At 39.2% G+C, this 25,224-nt stretch carries 27 protein-coding genes, 1 tRNA gene and 1 pseudogene; 22 read left to right on the top strand and 7 right to left on the bottom strand.

Annotation, left to right across the window (positions count from 1 at the left end; translation table 11 throughout):
* Nucleotides 1–155 (bottom strand): annotated as a pseudogene (locus tag A3EO_RS13295) (IS5/IS1182 family transposase); the annotation flags it as partial.
* A gap of 186 nt (nucleotides 156–341) precedes the next feature.
* Here A3EO_RS13295 and A3EO_RS0102740 point away from each other — a divergent pair.
* From A3EO_RS0102740 to A3EO_RS0102720, 5 genes are read left to right on the top strand one after another with little or no spacing between them, the layout of a single operon-like run.
* Complete coding sequence (locus tag A3EO_RS0102740; protein WP_018345889.1) at nucleotides 342–677, top strand: TusE/DsrC/DsvC family sulfur relay protein; 336 nt, start codon at nucleotides 342–344, stop codon at nucleotides 675–677.
* A gap of 49 nt (nucleotides 678–726) precedes the next feature.
* Nucleotides 727–1,629, top strand: coding sequence for a metal ABC transporter substrate-binding protein (locus tag A3EO_RS0102735; protein ID WP_169333122.1), 903 nt, complete (start codon nucleotides 727–729; stop codon nucleotides 1,627–1,629).
* Nucleotides 1,622–2,500 (top strand): metal ABC transporter ATP-binding protein, encoded by an 879-nt coding sequence (locus A3EO_RS0102730; RefSeq protein ID WP_018345887.1) that lies wholly within the window; start codon nucleotides 1,622–1,624, stop codon nucleotides 2,498–2,500. The genes A3EO_RS0102735 and A3EO_RS0102730 overlap by 8 nt, the downstream gene beginning before the upstream one ends.
* Nucleotide 2,501: 1 nt before the next feature.
* The gene (locus A3EO_RS0102725) at nucleotides 2,502–3,353 is read left to right on the top strand and encodes a metal ABC transporter permease (protein ID WP_018345886.1); all 852 of its coding nucleotides are present in this window, start codon (nucleotides 2,502–2,504) and stop codon (nucleotides 3,351–3,353) included.
* Between the two features lie 9 nt (nucleotides 3,354–3,362).
* Nucleotides 3,363–4,202, top strand: coding sequence for a metal ABC transporter permease (locus tag A3EO_RS0102720; RefSeq protein ID WP_018345885.1), 840 nt, complete (start codon nucleotides 3,363–3,365; stop codon nucleotides 4,200–4,202).
* On the opposite strand, the gene A3EO_RS0102715 is transcribed toward A3EO_RS0102720, so the two are convergent.
* The gene (locus A3EO_RS0102715; protein WP_018345884.1) at nucleotides 4,199–4,471 is read right to left on the bottom strand and encodes an acylphosphatase; all 273 of its coding nucleotides are present in this window, start codon (nucleotides 4,469–4,471) and stop codon (nucleotides 4,199–4,201) included. The two genes, A3EO_RS0102720 and A3EO_RS0102715, sit on opposite strands and share 4 nt — an antisense overlap.
* A gap of 92 nt (nucleotides 4,472–4,563) precedes the next feature.
* Between A3EO_RS0102715 and A3EO_RS0102710 the strand changes: the two genes are divergently transcribed.
* The 4 genes from A3EO_RS0102710 (at nucleotide 4,564) to yccS (ending at nucleotide 8,394) form a co-directional block, all read left to right on the top strand.
* Nucleotides 4,564–5,223 carry a curli polymerization inhibitor CsgI-related protein gene (locus A3EO_RS0102710; protein ID WP_018345883.1) on the top strand — a complete coding sequence of 220 codons (660 nt, stop codon included), beginning with the start codon at nucleotides 4,564–4,566 and terminating at the stop codon, nucleotides 5,221–5,223.
* Nucleotides 5,224–5,302: 79 nt separating this feature from the next.
* A complete protein-coding gene (locus tag A3EO_RS0102705; RefSeq protein WP_013745106.1) occupies nucleotides 5,303–5,761 on the top strand; it encodes a methylglyoxal synthase in 459 nt (152 codons plus the stop codon).
* A gap of 3 nt (nucleotides 5,762–5,764) precedes the next feature.
* The gene (locus tag A3EO_RS0102700; protein WP_013745105.1) at nucleotides 5,765–6,199 is read left to right on the top strand and encodes a YccF domain-containing protein; all 435 of its coding nucleotides are present in this window, start codon (nucleotides 5,765–5,767) and stop codon (nucleotides 6,197–6,199) included.
* A gap of 11 nt (nucleotides 6,200–6,210) precedes the next feature.
* Nucleotides 6,211–8,394, top strand: coding sequence for a YccS family putative transporter (gene yccS, locus A3EO_RS0102695; protein ID WP_018345882.1), 2,184 nt, complete (start codon nucleotides 6,211–6,213; stop codon nucleotides 8,392–8,394).
* 36 nt (nucleotides 8,395–8,430) lie between these two features.
* Here yccS and ycaO read toward each other — a convergent pair whose 3' ends face one another.
* From ycaO to argR, 3 genes are all read right to left on the bottom strand, one after another.
* Nucleotides 8,431–10,188, bottom strand: coding sequence for a 30S ribosomal protein S12 methylthiotransferase accessory factor YcaO (ycaO, locus tag A3EO_RS0102690; protein ID WP_018345881.1), 1,758 nt, complete (start codon nucleotides 10,186–10,188; stop codon nucleotides 8,431–8,433).
* A gap of 173 nt (nucleotides 10,189–10,361) precedes the next feature.
* Nucleotides 10,362–11,252 (bottom strand): TIGR01777 family oxidoreductase, encoded by an 891-nt coding sequence (locus tag A3EO_RS0102685; RefSeq protein ID WP_018345880.1) that lies wholly within the window; start codon nucleotides 11,250–11,252, stop codon nucleotides 10,362–10,364.
* 20 nt (nucleotides 11,253–11,272) lie between these two features.
* Nucleotides 11,273–11,737, bottom strand: a complete 465-nt coding sequence (argR, locus tag A3EO_RS0102680) for a transcriptional regulator ArgR (RefSeq protein ID WP_031205037.1) — start codon at nucleotides 11,735–11,737, stop codon at nucleotides 11,273–11,275.
* 232 nt (nucleotides 11,738–11,969) lie between these two features.
* On the opposite strand from argR, the gene mdh reads away from it, so the two are divergent.
* The 8 genes from mdh (at nucleotide 11,970) to ruvC (ending at nucleotide 19,496) form a co-directional block, all read left to right on the top strand.
* Complete coding sequence (gene mdh / locus A3EO_RS0102675; RefSeq protein ID WP_018345879.1) at nucleotides 11,970–12,902, top strand: malate dehydrogenase; 933 nt, start codon at nucleotides 11,970–11,972, stop codon at nucleotides 12,900–12,902.
* Nucleotides 12,903–13,065: 163 nt separating this feature from the next.
* The gene (locus A3EO_RS0102670) at nucleotides 13,066–14,082 is read left to right on the top strand and encodes a branched-chain amino acid aminotransferase (protein WP_013745095.1); all 1,017 of its coding nucleotides are present in this window, start codon (nucleotides 13,066–13,068) and stop codon (nucleotides 14,080–14,082) included.
* A gap of 87 nt (nucleotides 14,083–14,169) precedes the next feature.
* Nucleotides 14,170–14,898: a carboxy-S-adenosyl-L-methionine synthase CmoA gene (gene cmoA, locus A3EO_RS0102665; RefSeq protein ID WP_018345878.1), complete on the top strand. Its 729-nt coding sequence runs from the start codon at nucleotides 14,170–14,172 to the stop codon at nucleotides 14,896–14,898.
* A gap of 93 nt (nucleotides 14,899–14,991) precedes the next feature.
* The gene (gene aspS / locus A3EO_RS0102660) at nucleotides 14,992–16,761 is read left to right on the top strand and encodes an aspartate--tRNA ligase (RefSeq protein ID WP_018345877.1); all 1,770 of its coding nucleotides are present in this window, start codon (nucleotides 14,992–14,994) and stop codon (nucleotides 16,759–16,761) included.
* 13 nt (nucleotides 16,762–16,774) lie between these two features.
* Nucleotides 16,775–17,668, top strand: coding sequence for a DUF3298 domain-containing protein (locus A3EO_RS0102655; protein WP_018345876.1), 894 nt, complete (start codon nucleotides 16,775–16,777; stop codon nucleotides 17,666–17,668).
* 3 nt (nucleotides 17,669–17,671) lie between these two features.
* Nucleotides 17,672–18,124, top strand: coding sequence for a dihydroneopterin triphosphate diphosphatase (nudB, locus tag A3EO_RS0102650; protein WP_018345875.1), 453 nt, complete (start codon nucleotides 17,672–17,674; stop codon nucleotides 18,122–18,124).
* A 12-nt stretch (nucleotides 18,125–18,136) separates the two neighbouring features.
* Nucleotides 18,137–18,880, top strand: a complete 744-nt coding sequence (locus A3EO_RS0102645) for a YebC/PmpR family DNA-binding transcriptional regulator (protein ID WP_018345874.1) — start codon at nucleotides 18,137–18,139, stop codon at nucleotides 18,878–18,880.
* A 52-nt stretch (nucleotides 18,881–18,932) separates the two neighbouring features.
* A complete protein-coding gene (ruvC, locus tag A3EO_RS0102640) occupies nucleotides 18,933–19,496 on the top strand; it encodes a crossover junction endodeoxyribonuclease RuvC (protein WP_018345873.1) in 564 nt (187 codons plus the stop codon).
* 236 nt (nucleotides 19,497–19,732) lie between these two features.
* Here ruvC and A3EO_RS0102635 read toward each other — a convergent pair.
* Nucleotides 19,733–19,822, bottom strand: a tRNA-Ser gene (locus A3EO_RS0102635).
* Nucleotides 19,823–20,031: 209 nt separating this feature from the next.
* Here A3EO_RS0102635 and dinB point away from each other — a divergent pair.
* From dinB to A3EO_RS0102620, 3 genes are all read left to right on the top strand, one after another.
* Nucleotides 20,032–21,096 (top strand): DNA polymerase IV, encoded by a 1,065-nt coding sequence (dinB, locus tag A3EO_RS0102630; RefSeq protein WP_018345872.1) that lies wholly within the window; start codon nucleotides 20,032–20,034, stop codon nucleotides 21,094–21,096.
* 100 nt (nucleotides 21,097–21,196) lie between these two features.
* Nucleotides 21,197–22,060 carry a protease HtpX gene (htpX, locus tag A3EO_RS0102625; RefSeq protein WP_013745087.1) on the top strand — a complete coding sequence of 288 codons (864 nt, stop codon included), beginning with the start codon at nucleotides 21,197–21,199 and terminating at the stop codon, nucleotides 22,058–22,060.
* Between the two features lie 75 nt (nucleotides 22,061–22,135).
* The gene (locus A3EO_RS0102620; protein ID WP_018345871.1) at nucleotides 22,136–22,672 is read left to right on the top strand and encodes an elongation factor P hydroxylase; all 537 of its coding nucleotides are present in this window, start codon (nucleotides 22,136–22,138) and stop codon (nucleotides 22,670–22,672) included.
* 6 nt (nucleotides 22,673–22,678) lie between these two features.
* Here A3EO_RS0102620 and can read toward each other — a convergent pair whose 3' ends face one another.
* Nucleotides 22,679–23,368 carry a carbonate dehydratase gene (can, locus tag A3EO_RS0102615; protein WP_013745085.1) on the bottom strand — a complete coding sequence of 230 codons (690 nt, stop codon included), beginning with the start codon at nucleotides 23,366–23,368 and terminating at the stop codon, nucleotides 22,679–22,681.
* 118 nt (nucleotides 23,369–23,486) lie between these two features.
* On the opposite strand from can, the gene A3EO_RS0102610 reads away from it, so the two are divergent.
* Both A3EO_RS0102610 and A3EO_RS0102605 read left to right on the top strand, forming a co-directional pair.
* Entirely contained in the window at nucleotides 23,487–24,428 is a 942-nt protein-coding gene (locus A3EO_RS0102610; RefSeq protein WP_018345870.1) for an ABC transporter ATP-binding protein, read from the top strand.
* Nucleotides 24,429–25,199 (top strand): ABC transporter permease, encoded by a 771-nt coding sequence (locus A3EO_RS0102605; protein WP_013745083.1) that lies wholly within the window; start codon nucleotides 24,429–24,431, stop codon nucleotides 25,197–25,199.
* The last annotated feature ends 25 nt before the right edge of the window (nucleotides 25,200–25,224 follow it).

Raw genomic sequence — 25,224 nt, 5'->3', positions numbered from 1 at the left:
CCGTTGTCATGGCAATAGAGATGCGCCACTTCATCACGAATGAAGTCAAAATCGATGGCTTTCGCGACTTTACGGACAAGGTGGTCTTTTGGAACGAGTTGTTCGAGACTTATCATCTCGATTTCATATTGGAGTGAGGGTGTATTTTTGAGCATAGGCATTTCCTTTTTTCGATATGCCTATTAGATCAAACCTCTAGAGGTATGTCTAGAGGTTTGTCAACAGTCTGACCGCATCAATCGATGTGGTTTTTTTATGGCTTGTAAATTGTAACGATAGGTAATTTAAGCGATTATTGAACATAAAATTTTGTACAATAACTAAAAAAACAGAGGAATATTATGGCACAGTTAGATTTTAACGGTAAAAAAATTGAATTGGATGCACAGGGTTATTTATTAAATAGTGAGGATTGGACTCCCGCTTTGGCTGAAATATTGGCAGAGCGTGAAGCATTGACATTGACTGAAGCTCATTGGGAAGTGATCCATTTTGTGCGTGATTTTTATCAAGAATATAAAACTTCGCCAGCTATCCGGATGTTAGTTAAAGCAATGGCGCAGAAATTGGGAGAAGACAAAGGGAATAGCCGTTATTTACAGCGTTTATTTCCTGATGGACCGGCAAAACAGGCAACAAAATTAGCAGGTTTGCCTAAGCCAGCGAAATGTTTGTAGTTGAGAATTATTCTCAAATATGGATCGTTGTGGTAGGATAGTGAAAGTGATGAAGATAAGGAGAAAAGTAGTGTTAAGAAAAGCACTGTTATTGCTTTTACTACTGATTGCACCGCTGGCAATGGCAAAACCGTTTAAAGTGATCACATCATTTACTATTATTCGGGATATTGCGCAGAATGTTGCTGGTGATAGTGCTGTTGTGGAATCGATTACTAAGCCGGGTGCAGATATTCATAATTATCAGCCAACACCAAAAGATATTGTTAAAGCACAGGATGCTCAGTTGATTTTATGGAACGGCTTGAATTTGGAACAGTGGTTTGAGCGTTTTTTTAATAATTTGCCTAGTGTGCCGAGTGTAATTGTTAGTGAGGGGGTTGAACCTTTATCCATTTACAAAGGGCCTTATCAAGGTTTTGCTAATCCTCACGCTTGGATGTCACCGAAAAATGTAATGATTTATGTAGAAAATATCCGTAAAGCATTGGTGAAATATGATCCGCAACATCAGGATAATTACAACCATAATGCAGCGGTTTATCAACAAAAACTGATTGAATTAGATAAGAAATTTCAGCGGCAGTTGGCTTTTATTCCTACAGAAAAACGTTGGTTAGTCACCAGTGAAGGCGCATTTAGTTATTTAGCTAAAGATTATGGCTTTTCTGAATTATATTTGTGGCCGATTAATGCTGAACAACAAGGCTCTCCGCAGCAAATTCGTCACGTTATCGAACAGATGCGTAAACATCGATTGCCGGTGATTTTTAGTGAAAGCACCATTTCCGATAAGCCGGCAAAACAGATTGCAAAAGAGACCGGCGCCAATTACGGTGGGGTGCTTTATGTGGACTCACTTTCGCAACCGGATGGTGCGGTGCCGACGTTTCTTGATTTATTGACAGTCACAGTTAACACAATAACACAGGGATTTAAACAGAATGACTGATTCAGCTTCTTTGGTGGTTGATAATATTAGTGTGCGTTATAATAACGGACATACGGCAATTCAACAAATGTCATTTCATCTTGAGGGTGGCACTATTTGTGCCTTAATTGGTGTAAATGGTAGTGGAAAATCAACACTGTTTAAAAGCATTATGGGATTAATTACACCACAACAAGGGCAGATTAGATTATGTGATAAAAGTGTTAAACAAGCACTGAAGCAACATCTTGTCGCCTATGTGCCACAAAGTGAAGAGGTAGATTGGCAATTTCCGATTTCTGTTTACGATGTGGTAATGCAAGGGCGTTATGCACATATGAATTTTTTGCGTATGGCCAGAGCTGCAGATAAAGCAGCAGTTGAACAAGCGATGGCAAGAATGGATATTACTCATTTGAAAAATCGCCAAATTGGAGAGCTTTCTGGTGGTCAAAAAAAACGGGTGTTCCTAGCGAGAGCATTAGCTCAGCAAAGCCGGATTATTTTGTTGGATGAGCCTTTTACTGGTGTAGATGTGCAAACAGAAGTGGCTATTATTAATTTATTACAGCAGTTACGCGAGGAAGGGCGTTTAATTTTGGTGTCAACGCATAATTTAGGTAGTGTGCCGGATTATTGTGATCAGGTGGTAATGATTAATCGAACTGTTATTGCCAGCGGTGCAACCGCAACCACTTTTACGCAAGAAAATCTGGAAAAAGTGTTCAGTGGTGTGTTGCGTCATATCAAACTGCACGGTGAACATTTACACGAAGATGGCGATGAACGCGCGGTAACAGTGCTGACGGATGATGAAAAGGCAGCGGTGTTCTACGGTAAAACCAAAAATGAGCCGCCGGCAACATTACTCAATCGTAAAAAAGGAAAATAATATGTGGGATCTGCTGATACTGCCGTTTCAATATGATTATATGTTTAAGGCGATTTGGGTGAGTGCGGCGATTGGCGGCGTATGTGCCTTTTTATCTGCTTATTTAATGTTAAAAGGTTGGTCATTGATCGGCGATGCGTTGTCGCACTCGGTAGTGCCCGGTGTGGCGATTGCTTATGCGTTGTCATTGCCGTATGCGATTGGTGCGTTTTTTTCCGGTATTTTGGCAGCAGTGGCGATTTTATGGATAAAGGCAATTACACCTTTGCGTGAAGATGCCATTATCGGTTTTATTTTTACCACTTTTTTAGCGCTGGGATTATTTGTGATTTCGCTAAATCCGACTTCGGTGGATGTGCAAAGCATTATTCTGGGGAATATTTTGGGCATTGCTGATAGTGATGTTTGGCAAGTTGTGATCATTTTGGCGGTCAGTTTTATGCTGTTATTGCTGTTTTGGAAAGATCTATTACTGGTCTTTTTTGATGAAATTCAAGCGAAAGCGAGCGGCTTAAATCCAACGGTATTGAAAGTATTATTTTTTACTTTATTGAGTGCCTGTATTGTCGCCGCGTTGCAAACTGTCGGTGCGATCTTGGTGATTGCAATGGTGGTTACACCGGGTGCAACGGCTTATCTCTTAACCGATAAATTTAAAACGTTGCTGAAAATTGCGGTGGCTTTCGGTTTTTTCACCAGTGGTTTTGGGGCTTATTTAAGTTTCTATCTGAACGGTGCAACCGGCGGCATTATTGTTACCTTACAAACATTACTGTTTTTGTTGGCTTTTGCTTTTTCGCCGAAATATGGCTTTTTTACGCAACGTTATTATCACGTTAGCCGGAAACATTAGGAGATCACAATGTTGGCTTGGTTAATTGAACCGATTTCATATCCCTTTATGCAGGTTTCATTGATAACCGCTTTAATGATTGCAACAATCTGTGCTGTGTTGTCCTGTTATTTGGTATTAAAAGGTTGGGCATTGATGGGCGATGCCATTTCACACGCCATTTTGCCCGGCATTGTACTGGCTTTTATCTTTAATCTACCGTTGACGTTAGGTGCGTTTTTAGCCGGAATCGGTTGTGCCGGCAGCATTGGCTTTTTGAAGAATCACGCCCGTTTGAAAGAAGACACCATTATGGGCATTGTATTTTCCGGAATGTTTGCCTTCGGTTTGGTTTTATTCGGTCAGGTGCAGACCAATCAACATCTGACTCATATTTTATTCGGTGATATTCTGGGCATTGATCGCCGACAAATGTGGCAAATGTTGGCAGTGGGAGCGGCAATTCTAGTATTGATTTACAGTAAATGGCGTGATTTGTTGCTTTATTGTTTTGACTCTGTGCAAGCAAAAGTGATGGGCTTGAATACCACTTTTTTGCATTATGGGTTGTTGGCATTGTTATCTTTGTCAGTCGTGCTGGCGATGCAGATTGTCGGCGTGATTTTGGTGGTTGCAATGCTGATTTCGCCGGGAATTACCGCTTACTTATTGAGTAAACGTTTTTCTACAATGCTGTTGATTGCGATTGGCAGCGCATTAGTATCCAATATTGGCGGCATTATCATCAGTTATCACCTTGACAGTGCAAGCGGTGCGACGATTGTATTGACCCAAGCTGTCCTTTTTATTTTTGCGGTGATGATAAATAAATGGAAAAACCGCCAATTAAGTAAAGTAGATGTTAATTAATGCAAAATACGAAATTCTTCTAAAGATTCCTGTTCCGTTATCGGAAAACATTCCAAATGGGTCACATTAGCGGTTTTCGGACCTTTTTGCAGCCACTGTTGAAAGTCGGCAAGTTGTTGTTCCGTGCCTTGCGCCAACACGGCAACGCTGCCGTCATTTTGATTTTTAACCCAACCGCAAATGCCTAAACGTTGCGCTTCGCGGTAAGTAAAATAACGAAAACCAACGCATTGAACACGACCATAAACGATAAATTGTTGTGTTTTCATACGAAACCCTCCAAATTTTTATGTTCTTTTGAAAAGAAATGGCATAAGATAATAACCTCTTAAACTCGCTTTAACTTTTACTAGGAGTGTACATGAAATTATCACGTTTTGCATTGGCCTGTGTCGCCGCAACTGTTTCAATGAGCAGTTTAGCCGCAACGGTAACCGTAACGCCAAACATTTCTCTTCTTGCCATTGACGGTGAAAAAGCAAAATCCTCTCTTACCAAATCTCAAAACAGTTTCAATATCAATGATAACAACAAACACCAAGTTGTTGTTCGTGTATCTGAAGTGGTAGATAACGGTTCGGATAAAACATTATTTGAATCTGATCCTATTATTGTTACTTTCCAAGCAGGAAATCAGGATTTAGTCATTAGCGCACCACGTTTAGATAATATGCGTAATGCAAATATGTTTGCTAAAGATCCAAAAATTGTAGTAAAAACCAGTGCAGATCAAACTGTGACAAGCAAACAAGATATTCTCAAACAAACCGGCATTTTCCCGGATACTCGTATTGCAGAAGATTTAGCTGAATACAACGCTTCTCAAGGCGTGGCAGCTGTGCCTAATTTAGTTTCTGTCAGTATGCCGGCAGCCATTCCGACTGCGGCAGGCGCAAAAGCAACTAAAGCGAAAATTACTGTTCAAGGTGAAAATGTTGCAGAACAAATGTTGCAATATTGGTATCAACAGGCAGATAAAGAAACTCAAGCACGTTTCTTAAAATGGGCGCAAGGAAAATAATCCTATAGGGTTAGTTATTGATTTAAGGTAAAATAAGCGGGCAGTTTGTCCGCTTTATTTTTATAAAAAGGAGTCATTTATGCAACAAACAACTAGAAAATTGGCGCAGCAGAAAACAGTAGCTTTGGTTGCACACGACCATTGTAAACAGGATTTGATTTTGTGGTGTAAAACTCATCAGCAACAATTATCACAACATCATTTAGTGGCTACTGGAACGACAGGCCATCTTATTCAAAAAGAAACAGGACTTAATATTCATAGTTTATTGAGCGGACCGATGGGCGGCGATCAACAGATTGGGTCATTAATTGCTGAAGGGAAAATAGACGTTTTAATTTTTTTCTGGGATCCGATGAATGCCGCACCACACGATCCGGATGTGAAAGCATTGATGCGTATTGCTACCGTTTGGAATATTCCAACCGCAATTACCAAAGCTTCCGCTAATTTTTTAATTTCATCACCATTGTTCACGCAAGAAACAGAAATTCAAATTCCTGATTATCAAGGTTATTTAACGGAGCGTTTGAAATAATATATGTGGAGTTTTATTTTTAATCTTTTAAATTTTGTATTGGGCGGTTTTGCCACTTCATTAGGGTGGCTAATCGCCACTTTTGTCAGTGCAGTGTTAATTGTGACCTTGCCTTATACGCGCAGTTGTTGGGAAATTTTTAAATTATCGTTGGTGCCTTTTGGACACGATATTGTGCATATTAATCAGATTGAACCGCAACATCCGATAATGAATGGCTTAGGTTCGGTGTTAAATATTGTTTGGTTTATCCTGTTTGGTTGGTGGTTGGCAATAATGCACATTATTGTTGGCGTAACTCAATGTTTAACTATTATCGGTATACCGACCGGTATTATGCATTTTAAATTGGTTCGTATTTCACTCTTTCCGGTTGGACAACGGGTGGTGGATAAAGAGTATGCGAATTTTTTAAAACAGAATAAATTTTTTAATTAAAAAATAGAATTATGATTCATCAAATAATAAAAAAAATAAATACAAACTGGTTAAATAGCAAAGTTATTGCCATTATTCCTATTTTTTTAGCGGTGAATATTGTGTCAATAATCGTTTGGTATTTTGATATTGCTTCAGTCAGTATGCCATTGACATTAGGGACAATTGCCGGTGGCTTGGTTGATTTAGATAATCGTTTAAGCGGCAGATTAAAAAATCTTTTTTATACATTAATCGCCTTTGCTATTTCTTCTTTGGTTATTCAGGTCACCTTTGTCGATCATTATTTATTTATTTTAATAATGGCGATTTTAACCTTTTTATTCACAATGTTAGGTGCAATCGGACAACGTTATAATACGATTGCGTTCGGCAGTTTGGTGGTCGCACTTTATACTATTCTTGCTTACGATCCGAATCAAATTTGGTTTATTAATCCATTGCTTATTTTGGTCGGCACATCGTTATACAGTTTCTTAACGATGCTGATTTATCTTGTTTTCCCTTTGCGACCTGTGCAGGAGAATTTAGCCAAAGCCTATTTATCACTTGCTGAATATTTGCAGGCGAAAGCGGAATTATTTAATCCGGATAATCGCGAGCAGGATTTGGATCGATATCAAACTCGATTGGTGATGGCAAACAGTAAAGTGGTTCAGGCATTTAATCTTTGTCGAAGCGCATTATTTTATCGTTCCTCCGGCGGTTATGTGTCTAATACAACATTAAAAATGATTAATAGCTATTTTATTGCGCAAGATATTCACGAAAGAATTAATTCAAACTATTTTGATTATCCGCAATTATTGAAAGATATGAAATATAGTGATTTGATTTTTAGAATTCGTTATTTAATTGAGTTGCAGGCTAAAATATGTAAGGCGTTTGCGAAACATCTACAGAAAAATGAAAACTTTATTTATCATAAAAAACTCAGATATGCGTTTGAACAGTTGCAACAATCTTACGAGCATTTCCAGCAACAATTTCCGCATTGTGAACATTTAAGTAATTTGAATATTTTATTGGAGAGTTTCCATAAAATAGAGCAGCAATTATCCCGCTTGGATGCAAAAGCAAAAGATATTGACACCACAACAGTTAATTGGCGTATTCATCAGGATCGCATTACCGGATTGGCAAATATTTTTCGAGTGATTAAAAATCAATGTACATTTGAATCTCAATTATTTAGACACGCCGTGCGTTTGACGATAGTGGTAACGGTATGTTGTTTAATTGCAAATAATGTACCGATTGAGCGTGGATATTGGATTTTATTAACGGCAGTTTTTGTGTGCCAACCGAATTATACTACTACTCAGGCACGACTTAGACAGCGTATTATTGGTACGATTCTGGGGGTATTAGTCGGTTCATTATTACCTTATTTTTCCACTAGTTTGGAAAGTAAATTGGGAATTGTAGTAATTGCTAGTAGCTTGTTCTTCTTTTTCCGCACCAATAACTACAGTTTTTCCACTTTCTTTATTACTATTCAGGTATTAATGAGCTTTAATATTATTGGAGTTGATATTGCTTCGGCTACTTTACCGAGAGCAATTGATACTTTAATCGGTTGTTTTATTGCCGGATTAGCTGTTTCTTATTTATGGCCGGATTGGAAATATCTGCGTTTAAATTATACGTTAATTAACGCTTTGAAGAGCAATGCGAGATATTTATTAACGATTATTGTGCAGTTGCAATTTGGTAATCATAATGATCTGAAATATCGTATTATTCGCCGTCAGGCACATGATAATGCAACGGCATTAAATACCGCTGTATCTAATCTTAATTATCAAGGCTATAAGGATAAATCACGTTTAAATAATGCCTTTGATTTATTGAAATTAAATTATGCCTTATTAAGTTATATTTCTGCGTTAGCAACATTTCGTAGTCAAATGGGAATTTCACATTTAAATACACAGATGCTGATTCATTTATATCCTATTTCTCGCCATATTGTGGAAATATTGGATAATTTTGCACAACTTAGTAAGCCGGAATTTGAGCAATCAATGCTGGATGTCACAAAATTATTATCTGATTTACAACAACAAGGTAGCGAGAACAGTGAGCTATCAGCACTTCTTCCATTAGTAAAACAGTTAGAAGCGATTGTGAAAACGTTACCTACTTTATTTACAGATTATCGGAAAGAGGTGGAGTGCCAAGCAAGCGTATAAATAAAAGGTGTGCCTTAAGCACACCTGATATGTTAATTAATAGAATGCTTTTTTTGCTTTTTGTAGTTTTTCATATGCCTGTAATAATTTTTGATGTTCATTAAAATTAGATAATGTTTCATCGCTAGCTGGTAATAAAAAGAACGGATTGCCGCCATTAATCGCATTCCAAGCAAAATCAACCGCTTTTTCACCATACATCCGGTTAAATACCTCACGATATTGTGCCGGATCACGATTTTCATCTAAAAATAACTCAAGGCTGTTAATTAAAGTGCGGTAATAGTTAGCTTGTTCAGCTCTAAAAATAGAGCTGTTCATTTGGTATGTCCAAGTTGCCCATTCCAATGCGTTTTCCAGATCACCCAAGGCAAGATAAAGCATCGATTTTAATTCACCGATACGTAATGTCTGCCAGCCACTGTTTTTTGGCGCAACGATACCAATAAATTCACGCACACGCACTGCATCATCGATTGCTTGTTCGTCCAATTCTGCCAATAATTCTTGATAAGTTTCCTGATCGTGATGGAAATGTGGTAGATCCAATATAATTTCACGCCAATCCATTCCCATATTGTTATTGGCATAAATTAAGTCATCAGCCGGATAAATATCAGACATTCCCGGCACGATAATACGACAAGCGTAAACACCGAGATGCTGATAATCCATAATATAGACCTCTTTATTTTCACGGCGGAACAGCGCCATCAAATTTTTATACTCTTCAGCGGTGGTGCCGGAAAAATCCCAATGAACGAATTCATAGTCACTTTGTTGTTTGAATAAATCCCAAGAGATTAAACCGCTGGAATCAATAAAATGTGTTTCCAAGTTGGCGTGATCGGCAACATCTTCATTATTGAATGACGGCGGTGAAAAGACATCAAGATCTTTTAAACTTCTGCCTTGTAGTAATTCGGTAACAGTACGTTCCAATGCGACTGCAAAATTTGGATGCGCACCGAAAGAGGCAAAGCAAGTGCCGTTATTCGGGTTGAGCAACACTACACAGATAACCGGATATTGTCCACCTAATGAAGCATCAAATGCGTAAATAGGGAAGCCCTCTTCTTCTAATTTAGCAATAGAGGCTTGCACAGATGGGTATTGATCCAACACCTGTTTTGGAATTTGCGGCAAACTGATTGCTTCGGCGATAATTTTATTTTTTACATAACGTTCAAAAACTTCAGATAGCCCTTGTACACGCGCTTCATTCTGTGTGTTACCGGCGGACATTCCGTTAGACACATAGAGATTATTGATGATTGCTTGTGGAATATAGATTGTTTTTTGATCGGATTGACGCACATAAGGCAATGCTACAATGCCGCGTTCATCGTTGCCGGATTGAATATCGACCAAGAGATCCGGAGTTAATTCCTGATTCGGATCAAAATAATCCAATAATTGATTATCCAGAATGCCGTTTGGCAGTAATTCCGGATCTTCAATCGGGAACCATTTTTCATTCGGATAATGAACAAATTCACCGTTGGCAATTTTCTTGCCTAAATAGTAATCAGAGAAAAAGTAGTTGGTGGAAAGACGTTCAAAATATTCACCTAAAGCGGATGCAAGAGCTGCTTTTTTGCTGGCACCTTTGCCATTGGAAAAGCATTGCGGACACTCTTTATCACGAATGTGTACCGACCAGACATTAGGCACCGGATTAAGCCAAGAGGCCTCTTCAATATTGAAACCGAGATTTTTTAATTTTTGTTGGAAGTTGGCAATGGAATCTTCCAAAGCGGCATCTTTGCCTAAAATAAAAGTTTGTTCTGTCATACATTATCCTTATTTTGTTATTGTTAGTCATTACAGTGTTTTAATGCATTGAAAAAGATTAAAAGATTTGTTTTCGATTTGAATAAAAGAGATGAAAACAAAAAGATGTAGCGATAGTACGGGAGATTTGATCCTCCCGCAAGCTATTTCAGTGATTACCAATATTTAAACAATCAGTTTTTCAGAATTTTGTTTAAGGCATCCGCTAAGGTCGGCAGCGTGAATTGAAAACCGGCTTTTAGCAGTTTTTCCGGATAAACTTTCTGACAATTCAGCAATAGTGAAGCGCGTTCACCCAAAATTAAGCGTAATAACCACGCAGGAACGTGGCAGATAGCAATACGCTTCATCAGTTTTGCTAACGTTTTATTGAATTCTTGATTGCTGACCGGATTAGGTGAAACTAAATTAAAAGCACCGCTGCACTGAGGGTTTTTTAATAGAAAAATAATCGCATTGACCATATCCGGCAGACTGATCCAAGACCAAATCTGTTGGCCGTTGCCTAATTTACCGCCAAGCCAGTGGCTATATAACGGCAGAATTTTCGCTAACATACCGCCGTAACTGCCTAATACTAAGCCGGTGCGTAATAAACAGACTCGAGTATTTGCCTGTAAAGCGGTATCTTCCCATTGCTTGCAGAGCTGCCCTTGAAAATCATCGGCAGCCGGCATTTTTTCAGTGAGTGTAATTTGATCATTATGACCGTAATAACCGGTGGCAGACCCAGAAATAAAAGTGTGCGGTGGTTGGTTGCTGCGATTAATCAACTCAACCAGTTGCTGTGTAATATGTACACGGCTATCTAACAAACATTGTTTTTGCGCTTCATCCCAACGTTTATCAAAAATCGGTTCACCGGCAAGGTTAATTACCACATCGAATTCATCTAAATTCTCGAAAGAAGATAAAGAGGAAAGAATAGTTGTTTTGGCAGAAAATTGAGTACGATATATTTCCGGCGAGCGAGAAATAAGCGTAATTTGATTTCCTTCACTTTCGAGCTGTTTCAATACTGCCCGACCGATAAAACCTGTACCGCCTGTGATTAGTATATTCATACTCTTCCCCCTTTGTGAAATTATAGAGAATCGTTGAATAATGCTTGAATATTCTCTATAAGTTGATCAATTTGAATATCTCTTGTCGGTGAGACGAAAATAGTATCATCACCGGCAATCGTCCCTAAAATACCTTCCGCTTTACTGACGGAATCTAATAAACGCGCAATTAATTGCGCCGCACCCGGACTGGTTTTAATCACAATAAGGTGGTTATTGTGATCAATATCCAGTACTAAATTTTTTAATGGGCTGGAAGTTGTCGGCACGCTTAACTCATTTGGCAGACAATAGACCATTTCCATTTTTGTATTTCTGGTTCGCACTGCGCCAAATTTTGCCAACATTCTTGAAACCTTGGATTGATTAATATTTTTAAAGCCCATATCGGTTAAAGCGTTGACAATTTCACCTTGCGAACTGAATTTTTCTTCTGCTAATAAAGATTTAAATGCTGAAAGTAATTTTTCTTGTTTATTTTCCATAGTAACCAAGATAAGAATTGCATAAATTTTGCATAAAAATGCAGAAATGAAGATTAAATTGCAATTATACTGCATAAAAATAGCCAAGTGGTGAGTTTTCTGAAAATAAATCAAACTTTTGTTAGAAAATGTGGCATAGCTCTCAATATTGAATTTATTTGTTTGAAAATTTGTTACAGTAGGCATAGAATTTCTTCATTAATTATTTATCTAACCATTAAGGAGTATACAAATGAAAGTTGCTGTTTTAGGTGCGGCAGGCGGAATTGGTCAAGCATTATCTTTATTATTGAAATTACAATTACCGGCAGGTTCTGATTTGGCGTTATATGATATCGCTCCGGTTACTCCGGGTGTGGCGGTTGATGTAAGCCATATTCCGACAGCGGTTACTGTTAAAGGTTTTGCCGGTGAAGATCCGACTCCTGCGCTTGAAGGTGCGGATGTTGTGTTGATTTCAGCAGGTGTAGCACGTAAACCTGGTATGGATCGTTCCGACTTGTTCAATATCAATGCCGGTATCGTGAAAAACTTAATCGAAAAAGTGGCTGCAACTTGTCCGAAAGCTTGTATCGGTATTATTACTAACCCGGTAAATACCACTGTGGCGATTGCTGCGGAAGTGTTGAAAAAAGCCGGTGTTTATGACAAACGTAAACTTTTCGGTGTGACTACTTTGGATACCCTTCGTTCAGAAACTTTCGTGGCTGAATTGAAAAATGTTGATGTCAGCAAAGTACAAGTTCCGGTTATCGGCGGTCACTCAGGCGTAACCATTCTTCCATTATTATCTCAAGTTCATTATGTTGAATGGAAAGAAGAAGAAATTGAACCATTAACAAAACGTATCCAAAACGCCGGTACAGAAGTTGTTAATGCAAAAGCGGGTGGCGGTTCTGCAACCTTGTCTATGGCTCAAGCAGCAGCACGTTTCGCATTATCACTTGTGCGTGCATTAAATGGTGAAAAAGTGGTTGAATGCACTTATGTTGAAGGTAACGGTGAATATGCACGTTTCTTCGCACAACCTGTCCGTTTAGGTAAAGAAGGGGTTGAAGCCTTATTACCGATCGGCCCATTGAGCGCATTTGAAAAAGCGGCAGTTGAAGCAATGTTGCCAACATTGAAGGCAGATATTGAATTAGGTGAAAATTTTGTTAAATAAGGTTCTCCTTAACGCTTGATAATAAAAAGTGCGGCTGATAAAAGTCGCACTTTTTTGTTTTTGCTTATAAAAAACTCACTCTCTGCTGGAAGTGCTTGCAAAGCCGTTATTATGGTGTAGATTAATATTTATTTTTTAGGACACAACAAATTAAGGAAGAATTATGAAAGATATTGACTGGAAAAATTTGGGTTTTAGTTATATCAAAACCGATTATCGCTACATTGCACATTGGAAAGATGGCAAATGGTCAAAAGGTGAATTGACCAAAGATAATCAACTTGTTCTGCACGAAGGTTCGCCGGCATTGCATTATGGTCAGCAATGTTTTGAAGGGTTAAAAGCCTATCGCTGCAAAGACGGTTCAATTAATCTATTCCGTCCGGATGAAAATGCAAAACGTATGCAACGCAGCTGTGATCGTCTGTTAATGCCGCACGTGCCGGTAGAAATGTTTATTGATGCCTGTAAACAGGTCGTTAAAGCTAATGAAGAATGGGTGGCGCCTTATGGTACCGGAGCGACACTTTATTTGCGCCCATTATTGATTGGCGTTGGCGAAAATATCGGCGTGCATCCGGCGAAAGAGTATATTTTTACCGTGTTCTGTTGCCCGGTAGGTGCTTATTTCAAAGGCGGCTTAAAACCGACAAACTTTATTGTTTCTGATTATGACCGTGCTGCGCCACAAGGTACCGGTGCCGCAAAAGTAGGTGGAAACTATGCGGCGAGTTTGCTTCCGGGAGAACACGCTCACGAACGTAATTTTAGTGACTGTATTTACCTTGATCCGGCCACACATACTAAGATTGAAGAAGTGGGTTCCGCTAACTTTTTTGGTATCACAAAAAATAATGAATTTATTACACCGTATTCACCATCTATTTTGCCTAGTATTACTAAATATTCATTGCTTTATCTTGCGGAAAAACGTTTGGGCTTAAAAGCAATTGAAGGCGATGTTTATATTAATCAGTTGGATCAGTTTACTGAAGCAGGCGCGTGTGGTACTGCTGCCGTGATTAGCCCGATTGGCGGTATTCAGTATGGTGATGATTTCCACGTGTTCTATTCTGAAACTGAAGTTGGTCCGGTTACCCAAAAACTTTATAAAGAATTGACCGGCATTCAATTCGGCGATATTGAAGCACCGGAAGGTTGGATTTTCAAAGTCGAATAAATTTTATAGGGTGGGTCGTTCCGCGACCTACCCCAATTTCCCCCATTATATTTTTGAGTTAAAAAGTTTACTTTCCTATTTATCCATATGTCTAAAGATACAATTTTTTCCGCACCTATTGAAAAATTGGGTGATTTTACTTTTGATGAGCGTGTCGCTGAAGTTTTTCCTGATATGATTCAACGTTCAATTCCGGGATATTCTAATATTATTACGGCAATTGGAATGTTGGCGGCTCGTTTTGTGCAACCGCAAACACAGGTTTATGATCTGGGGTGTTCTCGTGGTGCAGCAACATTATCTATACGCCGTAACGTTCATTGTGATGGCGTTAAAATTATTGGTATTGATAATTCTGAAGCTATGGTACAACGCTGTCGACAACATTTAGCCGCTTACCATAGCGAGGTGCCGGTTGAAATTTTTTGTGACGATATTCGTACAGTAGACATTCAGAATGCTTCAATGGTTGTGTTGAACTTCACATTGCAATTTATTCCGCCGGAAGATAGGGCAGCATTACTCAGAAAAATTTATCAAGGATTAAATCCAGGTGGAATTTTGGTGTTATCAGAAAAATATCGTTTTGAAGATAATGCGGTGAACGATCTTTTGATTGATTTACACCATGAATTTAAGCGCGCCAATGGTTATAGCGAATTGGAGGTCAGCCAGAAACGTACCGCATTGGAAAATGTGATGAAGACCGACAGCATTGAACATCAAAAGGAACTTTTGCAGCATATAGGTTTTAATCATATTGAAATGTGGTTCCAATGTTTTAACTTTGGTTCAATGCTTGCAATTAAAGCGTAAACAGTCCATTTTCCAATTCAAAGTAAGGCTAATTTTCGCTATAATCGCCGAGTCAAATTATTTTAGCTAATTTATACAACAAGGATTTATTTTATGATGCGTTCACATTATTGCGGTGCGTTAAATCGCAGCCATATCGGTCAGGAAGTTACTCTTAGTGGTTGGGTTCATCGTCGTCGTGATTTAGGCGGTTTAATTTTTATCGATATGCGTGATCGTGAAGGAATTGTACAGGTTTTTATCGATCCTAAAAATCAACAGGCCTTTGAAAAAGCTGCAAATTTACGCAGCGAATACTGTATTCAAATTAAAGGACAAGTTATTGCCCGTCCGGAAAACCAAATCAATAAAAATATGGCAACCGGTGAAGTGGAAGTTTCTGCAACGGATGTTTTAATTTATAACGCTTCTGAAGTTTTACCGCTAGATTTCAATCAAAATAATACAGAAGAGCAGCGTCTTAAATATCGTTATTTGGATTTACGCCGTCCGGAGATGGCGCAACGTTTAAAAACACGTGCCAAAATTACCAGCTACGTGCGTCGTTTTATGGATAGCCACGGTTTCTTAGATATTGAAACGCCAATGTTAACTAAAGCAACTCCGGAAGGTGCGCGTGATTATCTTGTACCAAGCCGTGTACATAAAGGTAAATTCTATGCGTTGCCACAATCTCCGCAGTTGTTTAAACAGCTATTAATGATGTCCGGCTTTGATCGTTATTACCAAATTGTAAAATGTTTCCGTGACGAGGATTTGCGTGCTGATCGTCAGCCTGAATTTACCCAGATCGATGTGGAAACTTCATTCCTTACTGCACCGGAAGTGCGTGCCATTATGGAAGAGATGATTCACGGTTTATGGTTGGAAATTTTGGGTGTTGATTTAGGCAAATTCCCAATTATGACTTATGCGGAAGCGATGCGTCGTTTCGGTTCTGATAAACCGGATTTGCGTAATCCGTTGGAAATGGTGGATGTTGCTGATTTATTAAAAGAAGTTGATTTCAAAGTATTCAGTGGTCCGGCAAATGATGCTAAAGGTCGTATTGCAGCAATTCGCGTACCGAACGGCTCGCATATTACTCGTAAACAGATCGATGAATATACTCAATTTGTCACTATTTATGGTGCGAAAGGTTTGGCGTGGATGAAAGTCAATGATGTTAATGCAGGTATTGACGGCGTTCAAAGTCCGATTGCTAAATTCTTATCCGCAGAGGTTGTTGCAGCGTTGCTTGAACGTTTACAAGCACAAAGCGGTGATATTATTTTCTTCGGCGCGGATAGTTACAAAGTGGTTACCGATGCGATGGGAGCATTACGTTTGAAATTAGGACGTGATTGTGGCTTAACTCAATTAGATCAATGGGCACCTTTATGGGTGATTGATTTCCCAATGTTTGAAGATGACGGCGAAGGCGGTTTGGCAGCAATGCACCATCCATTCACTTCCCCGGCACATGTTACTCCTGAAGAATTGGAAAAATCGCCGGTTGATGCAGTTGCCAATGCGTATGATATGGTGATTAATGGTTATGAAGTGGGCGGTGGTTCCGTTCGTATTTTTGACCAAAAAATGCAACAGACCGTTTTCCGTATTCTTGGTATTAATGAACAGGAACAATATGAAAAATTCGGCTTCTTGCTTGATGCCTTGAAATACGGTACACCGCCGCACGCCGGTTTGGCATTCGGTCTTGACCGTTTGACAATGTTGTTGACCGGTACGGAAAATATTCGTGATGTCATTGCTTTCCCTAAAACAACTGCCGCAGCCTGCTTGATGACTGAAGCACCAAGCGTAGCAAATCCGGCAGCGTTGCAGGAATTATCAATCCAAGTGGTTAAAGCGAAAGATTAACAAAGGGGAGATAATGAACATAATTAAATGGGGCTTGTTGGGAATGACCGGCTTAGCCCTATTTGTCTGTGAAGAAATTAATGCGGCGGAAATGCCGAATACTTCGGCAGATGCGGTTTCAGTGCCAATGGTAACCGCACAGCCGGAAATTTTCTTACAGACACAAAAGTGTATACGACAGAAAGAGGATCGTGAACGTTGTTATCAGATGGATCTCTATACACTAAAAACCAATATTGATTGGATTGATCCTTACTTTCAAAAGGCTGCACGTTCACTATTAAAATTTGATAGTTATACGCTTTCTAATCGAGAAATTAAAGAAAAGCAGGCGCAATGGGATAAATTGCCGGTTGATAAACTGAAAAAGGAATTTATCGCAAATGTTGAACGCCTCTTTGATAATGACGATGTGATGCCTGTAGGCTACTCATTAGAATATAAACCGCGGTTTCTTGCGCAAAATAATCAATTGGCAATGTTTGTAACTTATTATTATGCCTTTACCGGCGGTGCTCACGGTATTTACGGTACAAGTTTTTATAATTTTGATTTAAAAACGAAAAAATTATTAGATTTGGACGATATTTTGTTACCGGGAAAAAAACGAGAATTTGCCGAGTTATTGCGAGAAGCCTATCTTGAATATATTTCTGTGGTGGAGTCTGAACCGGATCAAGCAAAAGCGGAGCAACGTCTTCTAGAAAGAGAAGATAGAGGCTGGATTGCAGAACCGACAGATAACTTCGCATTCGTTTATAACGGCTTATTATTGGATTATTTGCCTTATATGTTAGGCAGTTTTGCGGAAGGCGAAATCCAATTGTTAATTCCTTATTCAAGGTTAACGGATATTGTTAAGCCGGAATATTTATTTAACACCACTAAAACGATTATTTCTGAGTAAATGATGAAATATAAACACCCTGAATCGGTTTTAGTTGTGGTATATTGTCGCACCACAAAACGTGTCTTAATGCTGCAACGTAAAGACGATCAGGATTTTTGGCAATCAGTATCAGGCAGTTTGGAACCGGGAGAAACTCCATTACAAGCTGCTCAACGAGAAGTATTTGAAGAGTTGCAATTGGATATTTCCAAACTTCCGTTTAAATTAAATGATTGCCATTATGAAGTTGATTTTGAAATCTTTGCCCAATTTCGGCAACGTTACGCCCCTAATGTAACGCATTGTCACGAATATTGGTTTACTTTGCCGTTGAATGAAGAGCAGAATGTGATATTAAGTGAACATTTGGCTTATCGTTGGGTTGAAGCGGACGAAGCGGTTAAGATGACGAAATCTTGGAACAACGCGCAAGCGATAGAGAAATTTGTAATACATCAACCTATTGAAAACTAAAGAGGATTTTTCATGGCTGGTCATAGTAAATGGGCTAATATTAAACACCGTAAAGCGGCACAAGATGCACAACGCGGTAAAATTTTTACTAAATTAATTCGTGAGTTGGTTACCGCTGCTAAATTAGGCGGTGCGGATGTGGGGTCAAATCCACGTTTACGTACAGCAGTGGATAAAGCATTATCAAATAATATGACTCGCGATACTATTAATCGTGCAATTCAACGTGGTGCCGGCGGTGGCGACGATACCAATATGGAATCTATCGTTTATGAAGGTTACGGCCCGGGTGGTACAGCAATTATCGTTGAGTGCTTAACAGACAATCGCAAACGTACCGTTTCTGAAGTGCGTCACGCCTTTACCAAATCCGGCGGTAACTTGGGAACAGATGGTTCGGTAGCCTATTTATTTACTCGTAAAGGCTTAATCTTAATTAATGAAGCGGATGAAGATGCATTGATGGAAGCGGCAATTGAGGCGGGTGCGGATGATGTTCAGCCTCAAGATGACGGCAGCTTTGAAATTTATACTGCTTGGGAAGAGTTGGGCTCAGTGCGCGACGCTTTAGAACAGGCAGGTTTCAAAATCGATGAAGCTGAAGTGACAATGATTCCGTCAACTACTGCAGAATTGGATGTGGAAACTGCGCCAAAATTAATGCGTTTAGTTGATATGTTAGAAGATTGTGATGATGTACAGAACGTTTATCACAATGGTGATATGAGCGATGAAGTCGCAGCAACTTTAGAATAATTTAACTTTTAAAAATAGGGCGTATTCGCCCTATTTTTTTATTTTTTCTGTTATGGCAATTATTCTTGGTATTGACCCCGGTTCTCGCTTAACCGGATATGGTGTGATTAAACAACAGGGTAAACAACTGACCTATTTGGGCAGCGGTGTGATTCGTACCGCTGTGGATGATCTGCCGAGCCGATTACAACGGATTTATAGCGGCGTAACGGAAATTATTACGCAATTTCAACCGGATATGTTATCCATTGAACAGGTTTTTATGGCAAAGAATGCTGATTCAGCATTAAAGCTGGGGCAGGCGAGAGGTGTGGCGATTGTGGCTGCAACAAATCAGAATTTGCCTGTATTTGAATATGCCGCCAGATTAGTAAAACAAACGGTTGTTGGCATTGGTTCAGCGGATAAAAAGCAAGTGCAACATATGGTCACCAGAATTTTGCATTTGTCCGCATCCCCACAAGCAGATGCTGCCGATGCATTAGCGATTGCAATTACCCACGCACATACTATGCAACATTCACTACAGGTGGCGACAACAACACAACCAACATTGAATGCCAATGCCGCATTGCTGAAAACACGTTACAGTCGAGGCCGTTTTAGATTGAAATAGTGTTTAGTCTTTTTATTATCTTCATAATTTTATTCAATATTTTACTATCTTTTGTGACTTGCCATAGAAAATGTTAGAAAGCACTGTATTTAAGTGAGGGGGGCTTTGTAGCATTTCATTTAGATCGTTGTTGACATCGAGAACGATTAAATAAGCGCGACGGAAAGGTTAACATAAAGGATAAAAACAAAAAACCGTAAGTTATTTTTCAAACTTACGGTTTCTTAAGAATGAGATGGCGGAGGAAAAGAGATTCGAACTCTTGGAGGACGTAAATCCTCGCCGGTTTTCAAGACCGGTGCCTTCAACCACTCGACCATTCCTCCGCAGGATAGCTTGTTTTCAGCGCTGTGAATAATACGGATTTCAAAGTGGTAAGTCAAGCAATGAAAATTATATTTTGCATAGTTGCTGGATTATTAGTCATAAAAGCGTGTTAATCGATTTTTGCGAGAGACATTAAGTAATAAATACTGTATTTTTATACAGTATTTGTGTAGAATATTCTATCCTTTTAACTTAATCAGACAACATAATGACAGTGCAAAAAATTATTCATATTGATATGGATTGTTTTTATGCGGCAATAGAAATTCGAGATAATCCAGCCTTAGCTAATCAGCCGGTCGCCGTTGGCGGTTTGCCCCAACAACGCGGTGTTTTAGCGACGTGTAACTATATTGCAAGGCGTTATGGGTTGCATAGTGCAATGTCCAGTGCACAGGCATTGAGGCGTTGTCCTGATTTAATTTTATTACCGGTGAATATGCCGCTATATAAAGAGGTGTCACGGCAATTACATCAAATTTTTCAACGCTATACTGATATTATTGAACCGCTTTCATTGGACGAAGCTTATTTGGATGTAACCGCATCTAACGCCTATTCCGGTTCGGCAACTTGGATTGCACAAGCTATTAGACAAGATATTGAAACGGAACTCCATTTAACAGCTTCAGCCGGTGTTGCACCTTTAAAATTTTTAGCCAAAATTGCTTCCGAGAAAAATAAACCGAACGGAATGTTTGTGATTTCACCCGGTGAAGTGGATGAATTTGTCAAAAATTTAACGTTATCGAAAATTCCCGGTGTAGGAAAGGTAGTAACAGAAAAGTTATCATCAATGGGGCTAATAACTTGTGAGGATGTGCGCCGTTTTCCATGGCATATATTGTATGATCAGCTAGGAAAAATGGGAGAGCGGATTTGGCAATTCAGCCACGCTAATGACACAAGACAAGTACAACCGCATAGAGAGCGTAAATCAATCGGAGTTGAGGAAACACTTTTAATTGATTTGGCGGAATTATCACAAAGTTTGTCGATAGTTGAAAAATTATATCAACAGTTGTTAGGGCGCTTGCAGCGTTATTCTGTCAGTATTTCGGCGCAGTCTTTTAAGTTGGGTGTAAAACTGAAATTTTCTGATTTTCAAATTACAACAGTGGAAAAAAGCGGATTGATATGTGAATTTTGGAGTTTTCAGCAACTGTTGGAAATTGCATGGCAACGAAGTCGAGGACGAAAAGTGCGTTTAATCGGTCTTCATCTTCATTTGCCACCGCCTCATCAACAACAGCAAATGAGTCTTTGGGATTAATTTTGAATAAAAAATTTTTTAAACTCTTGAAAATTGATAAAGAAATGCTATATAAAAGCACAATTTGCACAGAAGCATTATGAAAAGGAGAAAATCGGATATGATGCGTATTGTCTTGTTTTTAATCACAAATATGGCCGTTTTATTTGTGTTTAATATTATTCTAACGCTTACGGGCATTCGCGCCCAAGAGGCGACAGGTTTGTTAATTTTTGCAGCATTATTTGGCTTCAGCGGTTCATTAATTTCGTTGTTTTTATCAAAAACAATGGCGAAACGCTCTGTTGGCGCTGAAGTGATTGTCAATCCACAAAATGAAACAGAACGTTGGTTGGTGAATACGGTTAAGCAACAGACTGAAAAATTGGGTTTACCGATGCCGGAAGTGGCGATTTATCACTCTGCGGATGTGAATGCGTTTGCCACCGGCGCAAGTAAAAACAATTCTTTGGTTGCAGTAAGCACCGGATTATTAAACAGTATGACAAGAGATGAAGCGGAAGCAGTATTGGCACACGAAGTGAGTCACATCGGTAACGGCGATATGGTAACAATGACATTGTTGCAAGGCGTGTTAAATACGTTTGTTATTTTCCTCTCGCGTTTAATTGCCAGTGTAGCGGCACAAAGCCGTAGCAGTGATGAAGAAAGTAGCTCAAATTCAGGTATCTACTTTCTGGTATCAATGGTATTAGAAATTGTATTTGGTTTCTTAGCCAGCATTATTGCAATGTGGTTCTCACGTTATCGTGAGTTTCATGCAGATGCCGGATCGGCTCATCTTGTAGGAAAAGAGAAAATGATCGCAGCATTGCGTCGTTTGCAATCAATTCACGAGCCGGAAGAGCTTAACGGTCAGTTGGCAGCATTCGCTATCAATGGTAAAAGAAGCGGGTTGGCAAGTTTATTTATGAGCCATCCGCCATTAGAAAAACGTATTGAAGCGTTACAAAATTTAAAATAATCAATTAAATTGCTACGTTGGTTAATGCCTTAATTAGTGTAATTAAGGCATTAATTATTTTTTAGGGAAAAGATAATGGATCATAAAATAGAAGATCTAATGGCGATTTTTAATCGCTGTTTTTATGCAGAATATAATACAAAATTAGAAAAAGGTGGGGATGAACCTGTCTATTTGCCGGCAACGGAGGAGCGACCTTATCACGCAATCTATTTTGCTCGCGGATTTTATAGCAGCGGTTTACACGAAATAGCTCATTGGCTGGTTGCTGGCAAAGCGCGCAGAGAATTAGAAGATTTTGGTTATTGGTATGAGCCAGATGGTCGTAGTGAAGCTCAACAGCGGGAATTTGAAAAAGTGGAGGTGAAACCACAAGCTCTGGAATGGATTTTAGCCAATGCGGCAGGTTTTCGTTATTTTGCCAGTGCTGATAATTTGAATGGTAATCCCGGTGATACAAAACCATTTAAGCAAGCGGTGTATAAACAAGTTTGTGCTTATGTGGAGAAAGGGTTGCCGAAAAGAGCGGAAAAACTTCGCCTTGCATTGGCAGAATTTTATCAACGACCGTTAGCAATTAATCTTGCCGAATTTGATGTCGACAAGATTTAAGGCTGTTTATTTAAGTTTGGCGTCTGTTACTGATTGTGGTTGATCCACATATTCTAAGAGCAATTTGGCAATAGCTTGGCGGTAAGTGATCTCCAGTGTTTCTCGACTAGTCGCGATTACACCTTGATCGATGAGAAAACCATCACTGACATCGTAAACCCAACCGTGGAGTGAGAGTTTTTTACCACGATTCCAGGCGGAACGTACGATAGAGGACATCCCCAAGTTATACACCTGTTCGGCAACATTAATTCTGGTTAAAACATCCGCACGCTGTTCCGGTGATAATTTACCTAATAGATGGCTATGTTTGAACCAAATGTCTCGAATATGTAGCAGCCAGTTATTAATTAGACCGAGTTCTTGGTTGCTGATTGCGGCGTGAATGCCGCCACAATTGGTATGACCGCAAATAATGATATGCTCAATATCGAGTACATCAACGGCATATTGCACTACGGACAGACAGTTCAGATCAGTATGGATAACTTGATTGCCGACATTGCGATGTACAAACAGTTCTCCAGGACCTAAATTTGTTAGTTTTTCGGCAGGAACGCGGCTATCGGAGCAGCCAATCCAAAGGTAAGTCGGTTTTTGATGTTCGGCAAGTTGAGCAAAGTAATCTGCGTGTTGCTCTTTCATTTCTGTTGCCCATTTGAAATTGTTGGCAAACAGCTGTTCGATTTTCTTCATTGTTACACCTTAATCTTGAAGATATGTTATTATTGTCGAGCATTTTGCATTATACCGATAAAATCCTACCTGCCTATGACATTTTCATCAACAAAAGAAAATAATTGAAGGATCATTAATGTTTGCATTAGAAATTAAGCAATTAACAAAATCATACCGCAATGGTTTTAAAGCCTTGCACGGTATTGATCTTACTGTAAAAGAGGGTGATTTTTATGCACTGCTCGGGCATAACGGTGCCGGAAAATCTACCACAATTGGTATTATCAGTTCTTTGGTCAATAAGACGAGTGGTCAAGTAAAAGTGTTCGGTTATGATTTAGATACTCAACAGAGTGAGTTGAAAAAACAGCTGGGCGTTGTACCTCAAGAATTTAATTTCAATAATTTTGAGAAAGTGATTGATATTTTGACTAATCAAGCCGGTTATTACGGTGTGCCTCGTCAGGAAGCTTTAAAAAGGGCGGAAATTTGGCTGAAAAAACTGGATTTATGGGATAAGCGTTATCAAAAATCGATGCAGTTATCCGGCGGTATGAAACGCCGTTTAATGATTGCTCGTGCCTTGATGCATAAACCTCGTCTATTAATTTTGGATGAGCCGACTGCCGGTGTGGATATCGAATTACGCCGTACTATGTGGCAATTTTTACAAGAACTGAATCAACAGGGAACCACGATTATTTTAACTACGCACTATTTAGAAGAGGCGGAAATGCTGTGCCGAAATATTGGCATTATTCAGCAAGGGAGATTAGTGGTAAATACCTCGATGAAATCTCTGTTATCAAAATTGGAAACGGAAACGTTCATTTTGGATCTTGCGCATAGCGTATCTGAGGTGAAATTAAGTGATTATGCCGTGAAAATTGTCGATCCTGTCACGTTAGAGGTGGAAGTACATCGTGAACAGGGATTAAACGGACTCTTTCTTGAACTGGAAAAACAGGATATTACGGTGTTAAGTATGCGTAATAAGGCAAATCGATTAGAAGAGTTGTTCGTCAGTATGGCGTTAAATAAATCAGATGCGGATAAAGCAAAACAGGAGGAAGTATAAATGTCGTCACTGTCTTGGGTTGCCTATAAAACCATTTTACGCAAAGAAATTCAACGATTTATGCGTATTTGGGTACAGACTTTAGTGCCGCCGGTGATCACGATGATGCTCTATTTTGTGATTTTCGGAAAATTAATCGGTGGGCGGATCGGTGAAATGAATGGCGTAAGTTATATGCAATTTATTGTTCCGGGATTAATTATGATGTCGGCAATCACCAATTCATTCGCAAATGTCGCTTCATCTTTTTATAGTACAAAATTTGCACGTAACGTTGAGGAGTTATTGGTATCGCCTACTTCACCACATATCATCATTTTAGGTTATATTTCCGGCGGCATGGCAAGAGGCATTTTTGTTGGTTTTTTGGTTACCTTAGTTTCCCTCTTTTTTGTCCGTTTTGATGTCTATTCTTGGGTCGTTATTCTCTGTATTTTGTTGATGACCACGGCAACATTCTCGTTAGGCGGTTTAATTAATGCGGTGTTTGCACGTTCATTTGATGATACTTCTATCATTCCGACTTTTGTTTTAACGCCGCTAACTTATTTGGGCGGAGTTTTTTATTCTATTTCGTTATTACCGGAATTTTGGCAATGGGTATCTAAATTAAACCCGATCGTTTATATGATTAACGGTTTTCGTTATGGCTTTTTAGGCATCAGCGATGTGTCGCTGCATTACACTTTCAGTGTGTTGGCGTTGTTTATTGCAATCTTATATTGCTTTGTTTATCAATTAATTAAACGCGGTGTCGGTCTAAGAAACTAAGTGATGGCTTGAAGGGAAATTCTGT

The sequence above is a fragment of the Gallibacterium anatis DSM 16844 = F 149 genome, assembly GCF_000379785.1.
GTDB lineage: Bacteria > Pseudomonadota > Gammaproteobacteria > Enterobacterales > Pasteurellaceae > Gallibacterium > Gallibacterium anatis.
This window is presented reverse-complemented; position numbering and strand designations above follow the sequence as displayed.